This window comes from Streptomyces sp., assembly GCF_019510245.1.
Lineage (GTDB): Bacteria > Actinomycetota > Actinomycetes > Streptomycetales > Streptomycetaceae > Streptomyces.
Window position 1 is genome coordinate 52,618 of record NZ_JAEKKT010000118.1, and the last position, 22,179, is coordinate 74,796.

15 protein-coding genes and 4 pseudogenes are annotated in these 22,179 nt (G+C 71.8%); 6 read left to right on the forward strand and 13 right to left on the reverse strand.

The genetic code is table 11. From position 1 onward, the window contains the following. Positions 1 to 393: 393 nt before the first annotated feature. Positions 394 to 1,029, reverse strand: coding sequence for a GntR family transcriptional regulator (locus JF597_RS09810; protein WP_293991997.1), 636 nt, complete (start codon positions 1,027 to 1,029; stop codon positions 394 to 396). Between the two features lie 186 nt (positions 1,030 to 1,215). On the opposite strand from JF597_RS09810, the gene glyA reads away from it, so the two are divergent. From glyA to purU, 5 genes and pseudogenes are all read left to right on the forward strand, one after another. Then, a complete protein-coding gene (glyA, locus tag JF597_RS09815) occupies positions 1,216 to 2,568 on the forward strand; it encodes a serine hydroxymethyltransferase (RefSeq protein ID WP_293991878.1) in 1,353 nt (450 codons plus the stop codon). 65 nt (positions 2,569 to 2,633) lie between these two features. Further along, on the forward strand, positions 2,634 to 3,839 hold the full coding sequence (locus tag JF597_RS09820) for a sarcosine oxidase subunit beta family protein (protein ID WP_293992000.1): 1,206 nt from the start codon (positions 2,634 to 2,636) through the stop codon (positions 3,837 to 3,839). A gap of 18 nt (positions 3,840 to 3,857) precedes the next feature. Beyond that, positions 3,858 to 7,024 (forward strand): annotated as a pseudogene (locus JF597_RS09825) (sarcosine oxidase subunit delta family protein). Beyond that, positions 7,014 to 7,595, forward strand: a complete 582-nt coding sequence (locus JF597_RS09830; protein WP_293991880.1) for a sarcosine oxidase subunit gamma family protein — start codon at positions 7,014 to 7,016, stop codon at positions 7,593 to 7,595. Before JF597_RS09825 ends, JF597_RS09830 begins: the two are co-directional and overlap by 11 nt. A gap of 10 nt (positions 7,596 to 7,605) precedes the next feature. Next, complete coding sequence (gene purU / locus JF597_RS09835) at positions 7,606 to 8,460, forward strand: formyltetrahydrofolate deformylase (RefSeq protein ID WP_293991883.1); 855 nt, start codon at positions 7,606 to 7,608, stop codon at positions 8,458 to 8,460. Between the two features lie 66 nt (positions 8,461 to 8,526). Here purU and JF597_RS09840 read toward each other — a convergent pair whose 3' ends face one another. The 11 genes and pseudogenes from JF597_RS09840 to JF597_RS09885 form a co-directional block, all read right to left on the reverse strand. Further along, positions 8,527 to 9,606 carry a S1 family peptidase gene (locus JF597_RS09840; RefSeq protein ID WP_293991885.1) on the reverse strand — a complete coding sequence of 360 codons (1,080 nt, stop codon included), beginning with the start codon at positions 9,604 to 9,606 and terminating at the stop codon, positions 8,527 to 8,529. A 250-nt stretch (positions 9,607 to 9,856) separates the two neighbouring features. After that, a complete protein-coding gene (locus JF597_RS09845; RefSeq protein WP_293991887.1) occupies positions 9,857 to 10,687 on the reverse strand; it encodes a slipin family protein in 831 nt (276 codons plus the stop codon). A 134-nt stretch (positions 10,688 to 10,821) separates the two neighbouring features. Beyond that, positions 10,822 to 11,721, reverse strand: coding sequence for a S1 family peptidase (locus JF597_RS09850; RefSeq protein ID WP_293991889.1), 900 nt, complete (start codon positions 11,719 to 11,721; stop codon positions 10,822 to 10,824). A 252-nt stretch (positions 11,722 to 11,973) separates the two neighbouring features. Further along, a pseudogene (locus tag JF597_RS09855) lies at positions 11,974 to 12,785 on the reverse strand (DUF1684 domain-containing protein). A 64-nt stretch (positions 12,786 to 12,849) separates the two neighbouring features. After that, a complete protein-coding gene (locus tag JF597_RS09860; RefSeq protein ID WP_293991892.1) occupies positions 12,850 to 13,665 on the reverse strand; it encodes an LLM class flavin-dependent oxidoreductase in 816 nt (271 codons plus the stop codon). Between the two features lie 49 nt (positions 13,666 to 13,714). After that, on the reverse strand, positions 13,715 to 15,469 hold the full coding sequence (locus tag JF597_RS09865; RefSeq protein ID WP_293991895.1) for an FAD/NAD(P)-binding domain-containing protein: 1,755 nt from the start codon (positions 15,467 to 15,469) through the stop codon (positions 13,715 to 13,717). A 574-nt stretch (positions 15,470 to 16,043) separates the two neighbouring features. Beyond that, positions 16,044 to 16,639: pseudogene (locus JF597_RS09870) on the reverse strand (ATP/GTP-binding protein). Then, positions 16,623 to 16,973 (reverse strand): DUF742 domain-containing protein, encoded by a 351-nt coding sequence (locus tag JF597_RS09875; RefSeq protein ID WP_293991897.1) that lies wholly within the window; start codon positions 16,971 to 16,973, stop codon positions 16,623 to 16,625. The pseudogene JF597_RS09870 and the gene JF597_RS09875 overlap by 17 nt, the downstream one beginning before the upstream one ends. Next, positions 16,970 to 17,398, reverse strand: a complete 429-nt coding sequence (locus JF597_RS09880; protein WP_293992002.1) for a roadblock/LC7 domain-containing protein — start codon at positions 17,396 to 17,398, stop codon at positions 16,970 to 16,972. The genes JF597_RS09875 and JF597_RS09880 overlap by 4 nt, the downstream gene beginning before the upstream one ends. Further along, complete coding sequence (locus tag JF597_RS55500; RefSeq protein WP_366916390.1) at positions 17,395 to 18,240, reverse strand: ATP-binding protein; 846 nt, start codon at positions 18,238 to 18,240, stop codon at positions 17,395 to 17,397. Before JF597_RS55500 ends, JF597_RS09880 begins: the two co-directional genes overlap by 4 nt. A 631-nt stretch (positions 18,241 to 18,871) precedes the next feature. Continuing rightward, positions 18,872 to 19,672: pseudogene (locus JF597_RS09885) on the reverse strand (nitrate- and nitrite sensing domain-containing protein); the annotation flags it as partial. Positions 19,673 to 20,273: 601 nt separating this feature from the next. On the opposite strand from JF597_RS09885, the gene JF597_RS09890 reads away from it, so the two are divergent. Next, positions 20,274 to 20,714 carry a cell division protein SepF gene (locus JF597_RS09890; protein WP_293991899.1) on the forward strand — a complete coding sequence of 147 codons (441 nt, stop codon included), beginning with the start codon at positions 20,274 to 20,276 and terminating at the stop codon, positions 20,712 to 20,714. 37 nt (positions 20,715 to 20,751) lie between these two features. Here the strand turns inward: JF597_RS09890 and JF597_RS09895 are convergent, their stop codons facing one another. Then, entirely contained in the window at positions 20,752 to 21,945 is a 1,194-nt protein-coding gene (locus JF597_RS09895; protein WP_293991902.1) for an acyl-CoA dehydrogenase family protein, read from the reverse strand. Positions 21,946 to 22,179 lie beyond the last annotated feature (234 nt).

The window sequence follows — 22,179 nt, forward strand, 5'->3', positions numbered from 1 at the left end:
GCTCATCGTACGCTCGTTCGATTACTCTAACCCCATCAGCACCGGTCAGCGACCCGTGTTCGAACACATGGATGATTTCTGGGCGAAACGAGAGGCGACCGAAAGGCGCCGCACCGTCACCTCCCCGACCGGACAGAGGAGTTGGGAGGTGCCGTCTCGCGACACGCCCCGAACGGCCGCCCTTCAGCGGCCCGCACCGGGCAGCGCAATACGGTGTGCGACGAACGCAATACGGTGTGCGACGAACGCGACGAACCCGGCACCCTCAGCGACGTGAGGAGTGTCGCGCGGTCGAGGCGCCGGGGCACCTCCGGCAGCTTCCGGTGACCGGGGTGCGCACGCAGCGCCCGGTCAGGTCGGCCAGTCGCAGCTCAGCCGTACGCGACGCGCGGCTCAGATGACGCCGCGGACAGCCGCCTCGAACCCTTCCACGTGCGCCCGGGCAAGAGCCACGGCCTTCTCCGCGTCGCCCTCGATGACGGCGCGCAGCAGGGGCCCGTGCTCGTGGACATGACCCGCGAGGCCCGGCAGCCGGTCGAGGAACAGGCACCAGATGCGGGTGGCCAGGTTGTCGTACCGGATCAGCGTGTCTTCGAGGTAGGGATTGCGGGTCGCGGCGTAGATGGCGCGGTGCAGGGTCATGTCGAGGCGGATCAGGTCCGTACCGGCGCCGGACGCGTCCGCGAGCCCGGCCAGCAGCCGGTCGAGGGCGGCGCGGTCGGCCTCCCCGGCCCGCTGCGCCGCCAGGCCCGCGGCGAGGGGCTCCAGCTGCCTGCGGACCTCCGAGATGTGCCCGAGGTCGGCGATCTGGACCTCGGTGGCGAAGGTCCCGCGCCGGGGGTAGGCGACGATCAGACGCTCGTGTTCGAGGCGCTTGAGGGCCTCGCGGACCGGGGTGCGGCCGAAGCCGAGTTCGGTGGCGATCCGCTCGTCGTTGACGGGCTCGCCGGGGCGGATCCGGAGGGTCACCAGACGGTCCGAGATGGCGCGGTAGGCCTGGTCGGCCAGCGTTCCACCGCCCTGAGCGATACCTTCGGCACCGCCCTGAGCGGCATTTTCAGCACCGCCCTGGCCAGCGCCCTGACCAGCGAAGGTCGACGACGTCACGCGAAGCCCTCCCTTGACGCGACCCGATCCGTCCTCTTAGCGTATCGCAACAGCAGGTTGATATATCAGTCGCCTTCCAGTCGGTCTCCAGGTCTTCAGGGAGTTCCCATGACTGCCCACGCACCCGACCAGCAAGCGGCCCGTTCCGCGGTTCTCAGCGCCCGGCTCGACGACTTCGACCCCGAGATCGCCGCGGCGATCGACGCCGAGCTGGCGCGGCAGCGCGGCACGCTGGAGATGATCGCGAGCGAGAACTGCTCACCGCTCGCGGTCATGCAGGCCCAGGGCTCGGTCCTGACCAACAAGTACGCCGAGGGCTACCCCGGGCGCCGCTACTACGGCGGCTGCGAGCACGTCGACGCCATCGAGCAGATCGCGATCGACCGCATCAAGGAGCTGTTCGGCGCCGAGGCCGCCAACGTGCAGCCCCACTCCGGCGCCCAGGCCAACGCGGCCGTCATGGCCGCCCTGCTGGAGCCCGGCGACACGATCCTCGGGCTGGACCTGGCGCACGGCGGCCACCTCACCCACGGCATGCGGCTCAACTTCTCCGGCCGCCTGTACAAGGTGGCGGCCTACCGGGTCGGCGAGGACGACCACCGCATCGACATGGACCAGGTCCGCAAGCTCGCCCACGAGCACCGGCCGAAGCTGGTCGTGGCCGGCTGGTCGGCCTACCCCCGCCACCTGGACTTCGCGGAGTTCCGCCGGATCGCGGACGAGGTCGGCGCCTACCTGATGGTCGACATGGCGCACTTCGCGGGCCTGGTCGCGGCCGGCCTGCACCCCTCCCCGGTACCGCACGCGCACGTGGTGACCACCACCACCCACAAGACGCTCGGCGGTCCCCGCGGCGGGGTGATCCTGTCCACCGCCGAACTCGCCAAGAAGATCAACTCGGCGGTCTTCCCCGGCCAGCAGGGCGGCCCCCTCGAACACGTCGTCGCGGCGAAGGCCGTGGCGTTCAGGATGGCCGCCCAGCCGGAGTTCGCGGAGCGGCAGCGCCGCACCCTCGAAGGCGCGGCGATCCTGGCCGAGCGGCTGCTGGCCGAGGACACCAGGGCGGCCGGGGTCAGCGTGCTGACCGGGGGCACCGACGTGCACCTGGTCCTGGTGGACCTGCGCCACTCCGAACTCGACGGCAGGCAGGCGGAGGACCAGCTGCACCGGGTCGGCATCACCGTCAACCGCAACGCCGTCCCCTTCGACCCGCGCCCGCCGATGGTCAGCTCCGGTGTCCGCATCGGCACGCCCGCCCTGGCCGCCCGCGGCTTCGGCGCTGCGGAGTTCACCGAGGTCGCCGACATCGTCGCCACGGCCTTCCTGCCGGGCTTCGACGACCGGGTCGCCGAAGAACTGCGCCGGCGCGTCCAGGCACTGACCGACCGCTTCCCGCTCTACCCCGGCTCCCCGGAATCCCCCGTCGACCCGCGACTCGTGGCCGAGGAGGCTGCTCAGTGACGCGCCCGCACGCCGACTCCCCCGCGACGCCCGGGAACACCGCTCCCGCCGCGCCCGGTGCCGACCTGCCCGACCACCCCGACTTCCTGTGGCGCAACCCCGACCCCAAGCGGTCGTACGACGTCGTCGTCGTCGGCGGCGGCGGGCACGGCCTCGCCACCGCCTACTACCTGGCGAAGAACCACGGCATCACCAACGTCGCCGTGCTGGAGAAGGGCTGGCTCGCGGGCGGCAACATGGCCCGCAACACCACGATCATCCGCTCCAACTACCTCTGGGACGAGAGCTCCGGCATCTACGAGCACTCCCTCAAGCTCTGGGAGACCCTCGAGGAGGACCTCGACTACCCGATCCTCTTCAGCCAGCGCGGCGTGCTCAACCTGGCCCACACCCTCCAGGACGTCCGCGACAGCAGGCGCCGCGTCTACGCCAACCAGCTCAACGGCATCGACGCCGAGTGGCTGGAGCCGGACGAGGTCGCCAAGGTCTGCCCCATCGTGAACATCTCGCCGGACGTGCGCTATCCGGTGCTCGGCGCCACCTACCAGCCGCGCGCGGGCATCGCCAAGCACGACTACGTGGCCTGGGGCTTCGCCCGCAAGGCCGACGCGTACGGCATCGACCTGATCCAGGACTGCGAGGTCACCGGCCTCGACATCGTCGACGGCCGGGTGCGCGGCGTGCAGACCACGCGCGGCCCCATCGCCGCCGGCAAGGTCGCGCTCGCGGCGGCCGGGCACTCCTCCGTACTGGCCGCCATGGCCGGACTGCGGCTGCCGCTGCAGAGCCACCCCCTCCAGGCCCTGGTGTCCGAGCTGCTGGAGCCCGTGCACCCGACCGTGGTGATGTCGAACGCCGTCCACGTGTACGTGTCGCAGGCGCACAAGGGCGAACTGGTCATGGGCGCCGGCATCGACAGCTACAACGGCTACGGGCAGCGCGGCGCCTTCCACATCCTGGAGCGCCAGATGGCCGCCGCCCTGGAGCTGTTCCCCGTCTTCGCCCGCGCCCACATGCTGCGCACCTGGGCCGGCATCGTCGACACCACCCCGGACGCCTCCCCCATCGTCGGCCTGACCCCCGTCACGGACCTCTACCTCAACTGCGGCTGGGGCACCGGCGGTTTCAAGGCCACCCCGGGCGTCGGCTGGTGCTTCGCGCACACCGTCGCCACCGGCGAACCGCACCCCTACAACGCGCCGTTCACCCTCGACCGCTTCACCAGCGGCGCCCTCGTCGACGAGCACGGCGCCGCCGCCGTCGCGCACTGAGACCTCTGGGAGATCCTGATGCAACTCATCACCTGTCCCTGGTGCGGTGAGCGCGAGGAGGTCGAGTTCCACTACGGCGGCCAGGCGCACGTCGCCTACCCCGAGGACCCCTACGCGCTCGACGACGAGCAGTGGGCCCAATACGTCTTCTTCCGCGACAACCCCAAGGGCCCGTTCGCCGAGCGCTGGGTGCACTCGGCCGGCTGCCGCCGCTGGTTCAACGCCGTGCGCGACACCGTCACCCACGAGTTCCTCGCGGTCTACAAGGTCGGTGCCGACCGCCCTTCCCCCACGAGCACCGCGAAGGGCCAGGAGGCCGGCCGATGAACACCCCTTTCCGCGCTCTGGGACACGGTCACGTCGACCGCGGCACCGCCCTCTCCTTCACCTTCGACGGCACCGCCTACACCGGCCATCCCGGTGACACCCTCGCCTCCGCCCTGCTGGCCAACGGCGTGCACCACGTGGCCGACAGCATCAAGCACGGCCGCCCGCGCGGCGTCCTGTCCGCCGGAGCCGAGGAACCCAACGCGCTCGTCCAGATCGAGGCCCCCTTCCCCGAGCCCATGCTCACGGCCACCACCGTGGAGCTGTACGACGGTCTCGTCGCCCGGGGTCTGTCCGGCCAGGGCAGGCTGAGCAGCGAGCCCGACACCGCCCGCTACGACACCATGCACGCCCACTGCGACGTCCTCGTGGTCGGCGCGGGCCCGGCGGGCCTGGCCGCCACGCTGGCCGCCGCCCGGTCCGGCGCCCGGGTGGTGCTCGTCGACGAACTCCCGCGGCCCGGCGGGTCGTTGCTCGGGAGTCAGGAACTCCTCGACGGCGCGCCGGCGACGCAGTGGGTCGACGACGTCGTCACCGAACTCGGTGCTCTCCCCGACGTACGCGTCCTGCGGCGCACCACCGCCTTCGGCCACTACGACGACGGGCTCGTCCTGGCCCTGGAGAAGCGCACCGACCACCTCGGCGCCGCCGCTCCCGCCCATGTCTCCCGGCAGCGGATCTGGCGCGTCCGCGCCCGGCAGGTCGTGTACGCCACCGGCGCGTACGAGCGTCCGGTCGCCTTCGACAACAACGACCGTCCCGGGATCATGCTGGCCGGCTCGGCCCGCACCTACCTGAACCGCTTCGGCGTCCTGCCCGGCAGGCGGGCCGTCGTGTTCACCACGAACGACAGCGCCTACCCCGCCGCCCTCGAACTGGCCGACGCGGGCGTCCGGATCGCCGCGGTGGTCGACGCCCGCGAGGAGGTGCCGGACCACTGGCAGGCCGCCTGCGCCGAACGCGGCATCGGCCTCCGCACGGGCCATGTCGTCACCGGCACCAGCGGTGTCGAACGCGTCACGCGCGCCCACGTCGCCCCCTTCGGGGACGGAGGCCTCGGCGGACGGCAGGGCGTCGACTGCGATCTGCTGCTGGTCTCCGGCGGCTGGAACCCGGCGGTGGCTTTGTTCAGCCAGGCCCGCGGCAGCCTGCGCTACGAGGCCGCGATCGGCGCGTTCGTCCCGGCCGAGGCGCTGCGCACCGTCCGTACGGCGGGGTCGGTGGCCGGTACCTTCACCCTCTCCGGCTGTCTCGCCGACGGCGCGGACGCGGCCCGGCAGGCGCTGTCGGCGCTGGGCAGGACCGGCCGGCCGATCGACCTGCCGGCGCCCGCCCCGCTCCCGCACGGGGCGCCGGCCCGGGTGCTGTGGCGGGTGCCGAGCCCGCAGGAGGAGCACGACGGCACGCTCCAGTTCGTCGACCTCCAGCGCGACGCGACCGTCTCCGACGTGCTGCGCGCGACCGGGGCCGGCCTGCGCTCGGTGGAGCACGTCAAGCGCTACACCACGATCGGTACCGCCCATGACCAGGGCCGTACCTCGGGCGTGATGACCTCGGGCATCGTCGCCGAGGCGCTCGGGGTGGACGTGGCCGACCTGGGCACCATGCGGCTGCGCCCGCCCGCAGTGCCGGTGGCCTTCGCCGCCCTCGCGGGCCGCAACCGGGGTGAGCTGTTCGACCCGGTCCGGGTGACCGCTCTGCACCCCTGGCACGTCGGGCAGGGTGCCCTGTTCGAGAACGTCGGCCAGTGGAAGCGGCCCTGGTACTACCCGCGGCCCGGGGAGACCATGGAGGAGGCGGTACTGCGCGAGTGCCGGGCCGCCCGCACCGGCGTCGCGATGATGGACGGCTCCACGCTCGGCAAGATCAACGTGCAGGGTCCGGACGCCGGCGTCCTGCTGGACCGGCTCTACACGAACCTGATGAGCACCCTCAAGGTGGGCCGGGTCCGCTACGGCGTGATGTGCGGCGTGGACGGCATGGCGATCGACGACGGCACCGTGATCCGGGTGGCCGAGCAGGAGTTCCTGCTGACCACCACCACCGGCAACGCGGCCAGGATCCTCGAGTGGATGGAGGAGTGGCTCCAGACGGAGTGGCCCGGCCTCCGGGTGCACCTCACCTCGGTCACCGAGCACTGGGTGACCATCCCCCTGGTCGGCCCCCGCTCCCGGGACGTGCTGGCCCTGGTCGCGTCCGGCCTGGACGTGGGCAACGACGCCTTCCCCTTCATGTCCTGGCAGGACACCGTCGTCGCCGGGGTGGCGGCGCGGGTGTGCCGGATCAGCTTCTCCGGTGAGCTCGCCTACGAGATCAACGTGCCCGCCTGGTACGGCATCACGGTCTGGGAGGCCCTCCACGCGGCGGGCAGCGGGTTCGGCCTCACCCCGTACGGCACCGAGACGATGCACGTGCTGCGCGCCGAGAAGGCCTACCCGATCATCGGGCAGGACACCGACGGCACCGTCACCCCGCAGGACCTGGGCATGTCGTGGGTCGTGTCGAAGAAGAAGCCGGACTTCGTCGGCAAGCGGTCCTTCACCCGCGCGGAGAACCGGCGCGAGGACCGCAAGCAACTGGTCGGCCTGCTGCCGGCCGACGAGCGCGTGCTGCTCCCCGAAGGCGCCCAGATCATCGCCACCAGCGACATCCCGGCGCCCCCGGTGCCGATGCTGGGGCACGTCACCTCCAGCTACCGCAGCGACGCCCTCCAGCGGACGTTCGCCCTGGCCCTGGTGCGTTCGGGAACCCGGCGCATCGGCGAGACCCTCTACGTCCCGCTGGACGGCCGGACCGTCCCGGTGACCGTGACCGACCCCGTGCTCTTCGACAAGGAGGGAGCTCGCCGTGACGGTTGAGACACCCGCCCGCTTCAGCCCGCTGTCCGAGTGGGCGGACACCCTGGCGCAGCTGCCGGCCGGGTTCCGGGTGCGGGAACTGCCCTTCCTGACCCAGCTCAGCCTCCGCGTGGAGCCCGGCGGCGCGGCGGCCGAGGCCGTCGAGTCCTGCCTGGGCGTCCCCCTGCCGGGCCCCGTACGTGCCGAACTCTCCGGCGACGTCCAGGTGTTGTGGATGGGACCGGACGAATGGCTGCTGGTGGCCCCCGACGGCCGGCGGGACGGCCTCCTCGCCCGGTTGCGGTCGGCCGTCGGCGACGGGTTCGCCACCGTCACCGACGTCTCGGCGCAGCGCACCGCCCTGGCCCTGTCCGGGGACCTCGTCCGCACGGTCCTGGCCCAGGGCTGCGCCATCGACCTGGATCCTCGGGTGACTCCCGTCGGCTCCTGCCCGACCACGCTGCTGGCCCAGGCCCCGGTGACCCTCGTGGTGCGCGGCGAGGCGGACTGCGGCCTCTGGCTGCTGGTCCGCTCCTCGTTCGCCTCCTACCTGGCCGCCTGGCTGGTCGACGCCTGCACGGAACACCGCTGAGGAGCCCTGCATGAAGACCGAGTTCGTCCTCAACCTCAGCTGCCCCGAGCGCCCCGGCATCCTCCATGCCGTGACATCGTTCCTGCTCCGGTACGGCTGTGACATCACCGAGCACCAGCAGTTCGACGACGCCGACCACGGCATCGTGTTCCTGCGCACCAGTTTCGCGACCCCCGACGCGGCGGCGACCCTGGAGCGGCTGCGGGCGGACTTCGCGCCCGTGGCCGCCGAGTTCGGGATGGAGTGGCAGCTCAGGAACGCCGCTGTCAGGCCGCGGGTCCTGGTGATGGTGTCCAGGTTCGACCACTGCCTGGCCGACCTGCTCTACCGGTGGCGCAGCAACGCCCTGGACGCCGAGATCGTCCTCGTGGTCTCGAACCACCCGGACCTGGCGCCGCTGGCGGCGGCCGAGGGGGTGCCCTTCGAGCACGTCCCGGTGACGGCAGACACCAAATCGCGGGCCGAGGCCCGGCTGCTCGCCCTGGTCGAGGAGCACCAGGTCGACCTCGTGGTCCTCGCCCGCTACATGCAGGTCCTCTCCGACGACCTGTGCAAGCGGCTGGAGGGCCGGGCCATCAACATCCACCACTCCTTCCTGCCGAGCTTCGCCGGTGCCAAGCCGTACCACCAGGCCCACCGCCGCGGGGTGAAGCTCGTCGGTGCGACCGCCCACTACGTCACGGCCGACCTGGACGAAGGGCCGATCATCGAGCAGGAGATCATCCGGGTCGATCACCGTGCCAGTGCCGACCGGCTCGTCACCGTCGGCCGCGACGCCGAACGTCTGGCGCTGGCCCGCGCCGTCAACTGGCACTGCCAGGGCCGCGTCCTCATCCACGGCAACCGGACCGTGGTCTTCAGCTGAGCCCGGTGCCCCCTCCCCGGTCCGCCGGGGAAGGGGCCGGGGTCCGGGTGCCGGGTGCCGGGACCGTCAGCCGATCCGGGCGCCCGTCGCCGCGAGCGCCTCCGTCACCGGCTGGAAGAACGTCTGTCCTCCGGAGGTGCAGTCGCCGCTGCCGCCGGAGGTCAGGCCGATCGCGTTGCTGCCGGAGAAGAGCGAGCCGCCGCTGTCGCCGGGCTCGGCGCACACGTCGGTCTGGATGAGCCCGCTCACCGTGCCCTCGGAGTAGTTCACGGTGGCGTCGAGGCCGGTGACCGTACCGTCGTGGACCTGGGTGGTGGAGCCGCTGCGGGTCACCCGCAAGCCGACGGTGGCCTCGGCCGCGCCGGTGATCCGCTGGGCGGAGCCGTCGTAGAGGTCGACCTCGCTCGGATGGTCCACGTCGGAGGTGTACTTGACCAGGCCGAAGTCGTTGCCGGGGAAGCTGGACCGGGCGTTCTGGCCGATCACGTTCCCGGAGGAGTCCGACCAGGTGGAGATGGCCTGGGTGCAGTGCCCGGCGGTCAGGAAGTACGGCTCGCCGTCCTTGACCACGTTGAAGCCGAGCGAGCAGCGGCCGCCCGACCCGCCGATCGCGTCGCCGCCGGCGATGAAGGGCTTGAACTGCCCTTTGGACTGCCGGAGTTCGGCGGTCCCGCCGAGCGCGTCGACGACCCTGGTGAGCTTGGCCAGCTCGGACCCGGTGACCGTCCTGTCGGCGGTGACGACGACCTTGTTGCCGACCGGGTCGGTCGCCCACGAGGTGCCGGGGATGGCCGCGTCCTGCTGCAGGGCGGTACGTGCGCCGTCGAGTTCGGCGAGGGAGTTGGCGACGAGTCTCGCCCTCGCCCCGGCCGCCTCGACGGCCTTCGCGGCGGTGTCGTCGAGCACGTTGACGACGAGGTGCTTCGACCGGGCGTCGTAGTAGGTGCCCGCCGTGTCGGTGCCGAGGTCGGCGGAGAGCGTCGAGGCGAGCTTTCCGGCCGCCGGAGCGGACAGGATCTGGGGTACGGCGGACTTGGCGGGCTCGCTCGCGTTCGCACTCTGGAAGGTCACTGCGGCGGCGACGAGCGCGGCGGCACCCGCGCCGGCGAGCGCCGCCCGGCGCCGGGGTATGCGTCGGTGCTTCAACTCATGTCCTCCTGTGGGGGGGGTCGGCCGGTGAGGTGGTGGGGACCTCAGGGGCCGGAAGGCCGGTTGACGGCCGCCTACTATTCCGAGCCCCACAGGGAGCACACAAGGTCGACTCCAGGTCTCGCGTGCGCGGATGTTGTGCGCCCCCCGTGTGCGGACCGTGGGCGGTCGCCCCGTCCAGGAGGATCGGCACTGCAAACACCGCCTGCGCCGGCGGCGGACCGCGGACGGCGCCGCCTGCCTCCGGCTACCCCTGGCCGGAATCGACCCCTGCCGCCCCGCCGGCACCGTCGGTCCCCCCGGCCGCCGGCGGCAGTTGCTGCTGTGCCCGCTCCAGGAACCTCAGCAGCTCCACCGGGAACGGCAGCACCAGCGTCGAGTTCTTCTCGGCGGCGACCGCCACCACCGTCTGCAGCAGCCGCAACTGGAGCGCGGCGGGCTGCTCCGACATCTCCTTCGCCGCCTCCGCGAGCTTCTTGGACGCCTGCAGTTCGGCGTCGGCGTTGATGACGCGGGCCCGGCGCTCCCGGTCGGCCTCGGCCTGCCGGGCCATGGACCGCTTCATGGTCTCGGGCAGCGAGACGTCCTTGATCTCGACGCGGTCGATGGTGACGCCCCACTCCACGGCCGGGCTGTCGATCATCAGCTCCAGCCCCTGGTTGAGCTTCTCCCGGTTCGACAGCAGGTCGTCCAGCTCGCTTTTGCCGATGATGGACCTGAGCGAGGTCTGTGCCATCTGCGAGACCGCGAACCGGTAGTCCTCGACCCGGACCACCGCCTCGGCGGGCGCGGTCACCTTGAAGTAGACGACGGCGTCGACGCGCACGGTCACGTTGTCCCGGGTGATGCCCTCCTGCGCGGGCACCGGCATCGTGACGATCTGCATGTTGACCTTCTGCAGCCGGTCCACGAACGGGACGATCATGGTGAACCCGGGCTCGCGCACCTCCGGTCGCAGCCGGCCGAGGCGGAACACCACGCCTCGCTCGTACTGTCTGACGACCCGTGCCGCGGCCAGCGCGTAGACCGCTCCGACGGACACGAGAGCGGCTCCGGCCGCCACCAACGCCTCGACCATGCCGACCCCCAGGGGGTGACTGACTCCAACGGTCCTTCGACGGTAACCCCGGGGTCGTACAAGGGCGAGCCCCCGTACGCCGGTTGCGTACGGGGGCTCGCCGGAAGCCGATCCGAACCCGATCCGCAGGGTCGTCAGCCGACGCTCACGCCGTAGTAGCTCAGCGCCTCGGTGACCGGCTGGAAGAAGGTCGTACCGCCGGAGGTGCAGTCGCCGCTGCCGCCGGAGGTCAGACCGTAGGCGACGGAACCGCCGTAGAGCGGGCCGCCGCTGTCGCCGCCCTCGGCGCAGACCGTGGTCTGGATCATGCCGTAGACGATGTCACCGCTGCCGTAGTTGACGGTGGCGTTGAGCGCGGTGACCCGGCCGCTGTGCGTGCCGGTGGTCGAACCGCGGCGGTACACCGTCGTCCCGACGCTGGGCGTGGCCGCGCTGGAGATGGTCTGGCTGCCGACCGCGCTCGGGTGCGCGATCGAGCTGTTGGTGTACTTCACCAGCGCGAAGTCGTTCGTCGGGAAGCTGTAACTGACGTTCGTGCCCAGGACCGTGGTGTGGCCGGAGTTGCTGTACCAGGTCGAGGCCACCTGACCGCAGTGCCCCGCGGTCAGGAAGTAGTACGTGCTCCCGCTGTGCACGTTGAAGCCGAGCGAGCAGCGGTAGGCGCCGCCGTAGATGGCGTCGCCGCCGGAGATCAGCTTCTTGAAGGTGCCGGGGGTGTGCTTGATCGTGAGCGCGCCGGAGTTGACGCCCGCCTGCCGCTTGATCTTGGCGATCTCGGCGTTGGAGACCGTGGAGTCGACGGTGACGACGACACGGTTGGTCTTGCTGTCGACGGCCCAGGCGGTGCCGGGGACGTCCGCCTTCAGGACGGAGCTGTTCACAGCCTTCAGCTCGGTGGTGCTGAAGGTGTGCGTGTCACTCGCGCTCGCGGTGGGGACGGCGAGCGCCGCCGCGGCCAGGAAACCGGTGCCCACGGCGATCAGCCGGGTCCGTCTCGTGATACCGCTGCGGGGGGTCGTGCGCTTGATCCTCACTTGTCGTTCCCTCCCAGGGGAAGTCGGGGGCCCGCGTGGGGTCGGGGCCCGTGAGGCGCAGCCAGCGGGCGGCGCCCGGATTTCGGACACGCAATGCCCCTGACAAGCGCTGTGGGGGAGTATTCGGGCGAACGACCGGTACCCGCAAGGGTGCCTTTCGGCCGTGCGACCATGTTCGAACCATGCCGACTTTGTGTGATCCTGTCGTGGTCCGGGCGAGTTGACGCCCTGTCGAATGTTCCGTCGAATGCCTCAGGCGAGCTTTCGCTCCCCCGCCTCCACCGCGACGTCCAGCGTGTTGCCCGGCGGCGGGAAAGGGCAGATGAAGTGGTCCGCGAAGGCGCACTGCGGCAGCTGCGCCCGGTTGAAGTCCACGGTGGTGGAGCCGTCGGCGGACGGGGCGGCCGAATAGAGGTACCTGAAACGGAAGCTGCCGGCCCCGCTGGTGGCGTCGGCGAACACCGCCCACAGCCGCCCGTCGGCCTGCTCGGCGACCTGCAGGGTCAGGTCCCGTCCGGCCAGGGTGAAGCCGAGTTCCCCGGCCAGCACGAGCGCGCGCTCCACTCCGTCCGCGGTGCCGACGCGGACCGTGCGCGGGTCGTCGTCGTACGGCGTGAAGCGTCCCGGCACCGACCAGCGCGGGTCGTACGGGGTGGCGTCGATGCCCCGGAAGGCGCGGCGGGTCCCGGCGGCCGGGTCGTACTCCCGTATGCCCCAGACGCCCTCGCGGACCAGGACGACCAGCCGGCGCTCGCCGAGCGTGACCCGGGACGACGGTTCGGGGTCGGCTGCGAGCCGCACCTCACCGGCGAAGGGCTCGCCGTCCAGGGCGAGGCCGTCGGCCGCCGTCGCGGTGAGCACGACGCCGTCCCCGTCGGCCGCCCAGATTCCGGGGACGGCGGGCAGCCGGCCGTCCGGATGGTCCTCGATCTGGGGGTCCCCCCAGGCCGTTTCAGGCACTGGGGGAGGCTGCCGACCAGTGCGAGCGGCCCGTACGGCGCCGACACCGTCTCCTCGCGGTGTTCGTGCCAGCGCTTCCAGTCCCCGGCCGCGTCCATGTTCATTCGATCAGCCCTTCCATGGCTTTCGTCATCACTCATGACATGTCTCTCATATGCGCAAGGTATTTCACGGTGCCGCGAGTTGCCCGGCGGGCCGCGCGAGGCCCAGGTGCTCGCGCAGGGTGCCGCCCGGGTAGAAGGTGCGGAACAGACCGCGGTGCTGGAGGAGCGCCACGGTGCCGTTGACCAGCCGCTCCAGGTCGCGGCGCGGCTCGGCCGGGACCAGGTGGAAGCCGTCGGCGGCACCCTCACCGTGCCAGCCGGCGACCAGCTCCGCCAGATCCACCGGACCGCCCCGGTACAGCGGCCCCTGCACGGTCTGCCGGGGCCCGCCGCCACCGTGCCCCGGCTCGGCGGCACGCTCCCCGTCGCCCAGGTCCACCACGAGACTCACCAGCACCCGCAGGGCCTCCGGCTCCCGCCCGAACTCCTTTGCATGCTGCCGCAGTTCCTCCCGCACGGCAGCGGCCTGCGCGGAGCTCGCGGCCCGCACCAGGGCGACGTCGGCGTAGCGGGCGGTGGCCCGCCGTGCGGCGGGCTCGGTGGCGTCAGCCATCCGGACCGGCTGCTCCGGCGCGGGTCCCGGGGCCTCGCTCCACCGGCCGGCCCGGCCCCGGCTGACCCGGTCGAGGCGGGCGACGGCGGCCTCGGGGGCGGTCGTCATCGGCACCAGCCCGATCCGCCGGGTGGCCGGGGCCACCTGCGCCAGCACGGTGAGCGCGTCGGTCTCCGGCCACCCGAACCGGTCGTCGAGCGTCACGAAGTCCAGTCCCCCGCTCTCGGCCAGCCGGACCAGCTCGACGTAGCGCTCCGCGTCGAACACGCCGGCCTGGTCCACGGCGGCGGCCAGATGCAGCAGCCCCCGGCCGTACGAGCCGGTCATCACCACGAACCTCCCAGTAAGTCGGCCGGACGCCGGACGGGACGCCCGCTCATGACACGTCTCCCGCCAGGTCGGCCAGGAAGGTGAGCGCGGCGCGGGCCGTGGCGTCGTTCTGCCGGAACGCGGGCCCTCCGGTGCGCGGCCGGGTGAACGCGCCGGGCGTACGGCCGTTCGTGAACGGCCCGAGCGCGAACCGCCGGGGATGCGGCCGCCCGCCCCCGTCGAGGATCCGCCCGTCGGCGGGGTCCACCCTGAGCAGCCCGTCGGCCGTCTCGGCGGCCTCGCCGGCAGGCAGCCCGCGCAGCAAGGTGTCCCGGGCACGCCCCACGGTGGGCTCGGGCAGCCGCGCCTCGACCAGGGCCCGCGCCCGCACCGCGAAGCCGGGCACGGTGTCGGCGGACGCCCGGAACATCCCGTCCTCGGCCGTCACCGTCATCCCGGCGCCGACGAACCGCAGCACCCCGGCCCTGGACAGCGCGAGCATCTGCCGCAGCCGGGGGCCTGGCGGCCCGGAGGCGAGGTAGCTGAAGAACCCGTGCCACCAGGACCCGATGTCGCCGAGCCGCACCAACTGCCCGTAGACGGAGAGCAGTCCGAGGAACACCGCCAGGTCGGCGCTGTACGCGGGATCGTGCCGGCGGTCCAGGTCCGCCTCGATGTAGTCGCGCAGTCCCTCCTGGAACTCCTCGTGCGACCCGTACCGCACCCCGTCCAGCGGGCGGTCCAGCGCCGCGAGGTCCAGCCGGTCGGCCGGGTCGGGTACGGCGGCCGCCACCAGCGCCCGCACGTCCGCCTCGCCCTCGGCGGCGGCGTACTTCTCCTCGAAGTCCCGCCAGGCGACGGCCGTCCGCTCGGGGTGGACGGTGAACAGCCGGTGGTAGTGGGCGAAGCCCAGCTCCTTCTCCACCAGCGGCCACACGTCCCGCCGGAAGTCGAAGCCGCCGGGCCGGGCGAGCAGTCCTTCGACCTCGCCGGGGCCGAGGAAACGGGGCAGCGGCGGGCGCTCGCCGGTCCAGTCGTACCCGATCTTCGAGTGGTACGGCACGCCGCGCCGCGACCCTACGTAGAGCACCGGCTCCTGGCCGGACGGCAGGTAGGTGTCGCCGTCGTGGCGGCCGCCCCGGCCCTCGGTGAGCAGCACCATCAGGTCGACGAAGGCGAGCCCGAAGCCCCGCACGAGCACCGGTTCGCCGGGCCGCAGCGCGGACAGGTCGCTGTCGGCGGTGAAGTCGGGCGGCAGGTGGACCAGGCCGTGCGCGGCGGCGTACGCGGCCAGCGCTTCCTGCTCCGGGTCGAGTTCGGCGTCCAGGTGGCCGAGGGCGAGGACGACGAGGTCGGCGAGGAGCGGGCGCGGCCGGCCCTCCAGCCAGACCTGCTGGCGGCCCTCGCGCGGCCCGCTGATCCGCAGGGCCCGGCGCGGGTGGTGGTGGACGGTGATGCCGTCGGGGAGGTCGGCGACCGCACGGTCGTAGACGTGGCGCAGATAGCGGCCCTGGATCTGCCGGTCGGCGAAGGTACGGCCGTCCAGGCCCGCCCACTCGTGCAGGGTGGGCCCCTCCCGCACCGGCCCGGCCATCCGCACCGACTCGTCCGTGAACATGGTGACGTCCTCGGCGTGCGAGTTCATCCACAGCAGCGGCGACTGGGCGGCCCGCCAGATGCGCCCGGCGCCCGGCGGGTGCGGGTCGACCAGGTGGATGTCGAGCCCCGAACCGGCGTACAGCTCGGGCGCGTTGGCGGCGATGCGCTCCAGGAGTCCGGTCCCCCGCGGCCCGGCTCCCACGACCACCAACTGGGGCCTCATCGGGTGGCCTCGGGCCGGGGTATGCCGGGGACGGAAGCGGTGGGGGTTCTGGCGAGGGTCTCGGAAGACATGCGAAGGCTCCGTGGCGGATCAATCGAACACGGTGGACGCGCACACGGGGGTGCGGGTGCCTTCACACGGAACGCCGGAGTACGGCGCTCTTACGGCCGAGCCCCTCAGCAGGGCCGTCCGTCGACTGTACGGTGCCGTTTCCCCTCGCTGTCAAGGGTGTCCAGAGTGTGAGCGGCACGTCTCAGGTCGGTTGACGGAAAACCGGAGACCTGTTCCACTTGGCCCATGCATCCGCAGCAGTGGCTGGTCACCCGCTCCCACATCGACTTCGGTCGAGTGTGGTCCTGTTCCTGTTGAGCTGACCCCCTGCGCGCCCCGCGGACAGCGGGGACTCCTCGTGTTCTCCTTTCGCCTTCACACGCACCCCCTCCCCTCGAAAACAGACGCCGGATCCACGCGCCCCAAAGGGGCGCGGGACCGTGTATATATGCGGCTCCGCCGCGTGGGCGCGAGCAACCACATACGGCAAGCACTCGCCACACCGCCCGCGCCCCCACGGCGACTAGCGCGCAGCCATCGCCCTCCTCCTGGGTACGGACCTCACCCCGATCACCCGGTCCATCAACGCCCCCAGCACCTCCCGCACCGCCCCCCGCTCCCGAGCGTCGCACTCCAGCACCGGCACGTCGGCTCCCAGCCCCAGCGCCTCCCGCACCTCCTCCAGCTCGAACCGCTCGGCTCCGTCGAAGCGGTTCACGGCGAGGACGAAGGGCGCCCCGTGGGCCTCGAAGTAGTCGACGGCGGGAAAGCAGTCCTCGATCCGGCGCGTGTCCGCGAGGACCACCGTGCCCAGCGCCCCCTCCACCAGGTCGTCCCACAGGAACGAGAACCGGTCCTGGCCGGGCGTCCCGAACAGGTACAGCGCGACGGCCGGATCCAGCGTGATGCGGCCGAAGTCGAGCGCCACGGTCGTCGTGGTCTTGGACTCGACCCCGGCGAGCGAGTCGACGCCGACCGACACCTGGGTGATCGCCGCCTCCGTGTCCAGCGGCTCGATCTCCGAGATCGCCCCGATGAACGTCGTCTTGCCGACCCCCAGCCCCCGCTCACCACGATCTTCACGGCGAGCGGCACGACCTTCTCAGAGCGCCCGGACATGGTCCCTGATCCTTTCCAGCATCTGGAGCGGCAGCTCCGCGGGTTGCCGGCAGGCGAGCTGTCCGGCGACGACGAGATCGGAGATCAGCACCTTGGCGACTCCGAGGGGTACGCCGACCCGGTGCGCCACCTCGGCGACCGTGGTCGGCTGCGCGCACACCGCCACGATGTGCCGGCGTTCGAACGTGAGCGACTCGTCCGGCGCGCCCACGGCCATGACCAGCGTCTCCAGCCGCAGATCGGTCTGGAGCGGCTCGGCCCGCCCGCCGGTGATGATGAACGGCCGTACGAAGGACGTCTCCTCGACGGCTTCGGCAGGCTCCCGCTCGCTCATCGTGGCAACGCCTGCCGCAGGTCGGCGATGAGCATCGGGGTGAGCAGGTCACCGGCCCGCTCCGCGAGCACCGCCATCTCGTAGCCGACGAGGCCCAGCTCGCCGCTGGAGTCGGCGAGGACGCCGAGACAGCTGCCGTCCCGGATCGCGGAGACCAGCAGGAAGCCGCGTCCCATCTCGATCATGATGAGCTTGACCCCGTCGAAGCTGTACCGCTTGGACGCGCTGCGGGCGAGCGACGAGAGTCCGGAGACGATCGCCGCGAGATGGTCGGCCTCGGTACGCCCGAGCCCGTCCGAGACGGCGATCAGCAGCCCGTCGGAGGAGACGGCGACCGCGTCCCGTACCCCGTCCGTGGACCTGACGAAGTTCGCGAGCAGCCAGTTGAAGGTCCGCGACTCGTTGGGGGTGCCGACGGTGGTCATGCGCCGTCCTCCTCGGTGCGCGCCTCGGACGCCTGCGCCGACGCCTGCTCCTGCTCCCTCGCCTGTTCTTTCTCTTTTCGCTTCTCCTTCTCGACGCTGATCCCGCCCCGCATGTGGGCGCTCCGCAGGGTGGCGAGCATTCCGGAGACCTCCTCGGGGCTGCGGTCGGGGGTGCGCTCGGCGGGCGCGGGGCGGCTGGGCCGGTCCGTCTCGCTGACGGCCTCCGAGATCGCGCTGCGCTGGGGCCGCTTCACGAGCCCGTTGCGGGTCCGGGCGGCCGAGGCGCCCTTCTTCGGCTGTTCGGGCCTGGCCTCGGCGGCGACGGAGACGAGCTGCGTCTCGTCCGGCTCCCTGCGCGGGGCCGGTACGGCGGCGGCCGCCTGCTGCTTCGGGGCTGCCGCGGCCTCGGTGAGCAGGCTGTCCGGGACGAGCACCCGGGCCACCACTCCGGCGGCCGGTGCCTCCCCCAGCCGTACCTCGATCCCGCACTTGCGGGCGAGCGCGCCGACCACGAAGTGGCCGAGGAACCGGGTGGGTTCGGCCATGAAGCTGGCGGTGCCGGAGAGCCGTACGTTGGCCTCGGCGATCGCCTGGGCGTCCATGCCGAGGCCGTGGTCGACGATCGCGACCAGGTAGCCGGCGCTGGTGCGGCGGCCCTCGATCTCGACGTCCGAGTCCGGCGGGGAGAAGCTGAGCGCGTTCTCGATCAGCTCCGCGAGGAGGTGGGCGATCTCGGCGACGACCGCGCCGGTGAGATGGGCCGGCTCGACCCGGCGCAGGGTGACCCGGCGGTACTCCTCGACCTCCGCGAGGGAGGCGCGCAGGACGTCCGTGATGGACAGCGGGGTGGACCAGGGGCGGGCGGGGGCTGGCCTCCCCGGCGAGGACGAGCAGGCTCTCGGCGTTGCGGCGCATCCGGGTGGCGAGGTGGTCCAGCTCGAAGAGGTTGGCGAGGGTCGCGGGGTCGGCGTCCTCGTGCTCCAGCCTGTTGATGAAGCTGATCTGGCGGCGTACCAGGTTCTGGTTGCGGCGGCCGAGGCTGACCAGCGAGTCGGTGGCGTTGCGGCGCAGCACGGCCTGCTCGGTGGCCAGGTCGTAGGCGGCCCGCTGCACCCGGTCGAAGGCCTCGGCGACCTCCTTGACCTCGGCGCCGGCCCGGCCGGAGACGGCGAGCGGGGCGGGCGGCTCGGGGTGCTCGCCGTAGGAGCCGTCCTGGACGGCGGCGACGGCCTTCGGCAGCCGCTCCCCGGCGACCTCGCGGGCCTGCTGGGCCAGTTCGGCGAGCGGTGCGGAGACGGACCGTACGCAGTCGAGGGCGAGCGCGCCGAGCGCGGCGACGGTGCCGAGGGCGAGCAGCAGGAAGAGCAGCAGGTCGCGCTGGGCGGTGCCCTCCAGGGCCGAGGCCCGGTTCTCGACGTCGGTGCCGAGCGAGACCTGGACGTCCCGCAGCCCGTTGATGGTGGCGGTCATCGCGTCCCACCACTGCATGGGCGGGATGTCGTTCCACCTGAGCCTGCCTCCGCCCTTGACGGCGGTGTCCTCGTAGGCCAGCGCGCGCTCGGCGTCCGGGGTGGTCATGGCCGCGTCCAGGCGGCGCTGCTGGGCGTCGGTGGCCGAGCGCGGGAAGGCGTCGAGGGCGGCGAGGCGGCCGGCCCGGATCTCCATGAACCGGCTGTAGTCCTCGCCCTGGAACTGCCCGGCGCGCACCGAGCCGAGCACGATGGCGCGTTCCTCGCCGGTGAACTCCTTGGCGTTGCCGAGGATCTGCAGTGCCTGGTAGGCGTCGCGCAGAGTGGCGTCGTGGACGTCACCGATGCCGAGGTCGAGCCGGTCGAGGACGGTGATGGTGGTGGTGAAGTAGTCGAAGGTGTCCTTCACCACGCCGGTGTGGTCGTCCGCGTGCTTGCGGATGCCGGCGAGGCCGTCGAGTCGTCCGAGGGACTCGCGCACCGAGCCGGCGGCGTTGTCGTCACGGCCGCGGAGCGCCTGGTCGAGCCGGTCCCGGGCGGTGTCGGTGGCCTTGCGCTGCGCGGGCAGCTTGCCCGCGAACTCCTTGACGCCACCGACGTATCCGGTGGTGAGGCCGCGTTCCTTCTGGAGTTCGTGGATCAGGCCCTGCAGCGTGATCTCCAGCCGGGCGTTGTCCGCGGTCGCGGAGGCGTTGCGGTAGGCGGAGATCTGCTCGGCGGCCGCGACGCCGAGCAGCGTCAGCAGGACGGCGAGGGCCAGGACCAGGATCCTCAGGAGCCTGGTACGGATGGTGGCTGCTTGCACGGAAGTGCCTTAATCATGAGGCGAGTTGATGGATGCGCAGAACCAGGGGGGAGAAATGGTTCTGCGTTCCGGCCAACGAACCTCTCCGGGCAGCGGTCACCCGATCATGTTTTTGTTTTACGTCACGGAAACAGGATCAAGGTGAATCCCGAGGCGAGCGCCCGGGGGCCGCGCACCCGTATACGGTGAAGGCCACTCGCCCCGGTTGACGCCGCCCGTCGCCGCACCCGGGCCCACGAGATTCCCTGAGTGTGCGTCAGACCGACCCGAAGGCGGCCCGAAGAGGCCTGAAGAGGCCCGAAGAGGCCCGAAGAGGCCCGAAGAGGCCTGGAAGACGCTCCTAAGCCACCCCGGATCGCCCCGCAGCGTTCACCCGGACGCACCGTTCATCACCCGTACGCCGGGAACAATCATATTTCACTCTCAGTCAGCAGGCGTGTGAGCTACCGCCCTTGGGGTACCTGGGCTCTCGACGTTTTGGCTCTGCACCAGTACCGTCACAAACCCCCCGTGCGGCGTCTATCCACTTGGCGCGACATCCGCATCATGGACGACCATAGGGATGCGGAAGCAAGAAAGACCGCTGTGAGAGGAGGCGTCCATGGGATCGGTACGCAAGGCGAGTGCCTGGCTCGGCCTCGTCGACGACAACGATGACGAGCGTTACTACGACGACGACTACTCCGAAGGGACCGAGCAGCCCGGGGATGCCTGGGTCACCGACCCCCGGGTCAAGGTGGCCACGGACACCGCCGAGGAGAAGGGCCGCCGGATCGGCACGGTCACCCCGGACAGCTTCCGGGACGCCCGCGCGATCGGCGAGCTGTTCCGCGAGGGCGTGCCGGTCATCGTGAACCTCACGGCCATGGAGCCGGGCGACGCCAAGCGCGTGGTCGACTTCGCGGCCGGGCTGACCTTCGGCCTGCGCGGCACGATCGAGCGGGTCGCCAACCGGGTCTTCCTGCTGACCCCCGCGAACACCGAGATCGTCAGCGGTGAGCCGGCCAGGCGCCGCGAGGACGGGTTCTTCAACCAGAGCTGAGGCAGGGCCGCTCACCGGCCCCGCCCCCGCGCGGGGTTCACCGGAAGGCGTCGAGCCCGGTGAGTGCCTTGCCCAGCACCAGCTGGTGCATCTCGACGGTGCCCTCGTAGGTGAGCACCGATTCGAGGTTGGTCGCGTGCCGCATGACGGGATATTCCAGGGAGATCCCGTTGGCGCCCAGGATCGTCCGTGCCGTACGGCAGATCTCGATGGCCTCGCGCACGTTGTTGAGCTTGCCGAAGCTGACCTGCTCGGGGCGCAGGCGGCCGGCATCCATCCGCCGCCCCAGGTGATGGGCGAGCAGGATTCCCTTGTGCAGTTCGACCGCCATGTCGGCGAGTTTGGCCTGGGTGAGCTGGAAGCCGCCGATGGGCCGACCGAACTGCTCGCGCGACTTCGCGTAGTCGACGGCGGTCTCGAAGCAGGTGCGGGCCGCGCCCATGGCGCCCCACACGATGCCGTACCGGGCGTGCGACAGGCAGCTGAGCGGCCCCTTGAGCCCGGTGACCTCGGGCAGCACGGCGTCGGCGGGCAGCCGTACGTCGTCCATCACCAGCTCACTGGTGACACTGGCCCGCAGCGACCACTTGTGCCTGATCTCGGGCGCGGAGAACCCCGGCGTGTCGGTGGGGACGACAAACCCCCGGATGCCGTTCTCCGTCTGCGCCCACACGACGGCTACGCCCGCCACCGACCCGTTGGTGATCCACATCTTCCGCCCGCTCAGCACCCAGTCGCCGCCTGCGTCGCGCCGGGCGTACGTCCGCATGGCGGCCGGGTCGGACCCGTGGTCCGGCTCGGTGAGCCCGAAGCACCCGATGACGTCACCGGCGGCCATGCCCGGCAGCCACCGCGACTTCTGTTCCTCACTCCCGAACCGGTGGATCGCGTACATGGCGAGCGACCCCTGCACCGACACCAGCGACCGGATGCCCGAGTCGGCGGCCTCCAGCTCCAGGCAGGCGAGCCCGTACTGCACGGCGGACGCCCCGGCGCACCCGTACCCGCTGAGCGACATCCCGAGCGCCCCGATCGAACCGAGCTCCTTGGCGAGCTCCCTGATGCCGGGCAGCTCGCCGCTCTCGTACCACTCGGCGACGAACGGCAGCACCCGATCCGCCGCCCAGCTCCGCACGGTCTCCCGGACGGCGAGATCCTCCGGCTCCAGAAGATCGTCGATCCCGAGCGGGTCACCGGCATCGAACGGAGGCAACTTCACGGACGCGGACATCAGAACCCTCCCAAAACTAGCACCGCTAGTTACTCCAGCTTAGGCACAGTCTCCCTGTTCCCCCACCCCAGCACCACCCGCGGCGCGTGGGCGGGAGAGACCTTGACCCGCACCCGCCAACGGCGAAGCACCCCCACAGGCCGCCCCACCCCTCCCCCAACCCGCACGGGCAGTGCGTCGGCGGGAAAGACCTCGACCCGCACCCGCCAACGGCGAAGCACCCCCACAGGTCGC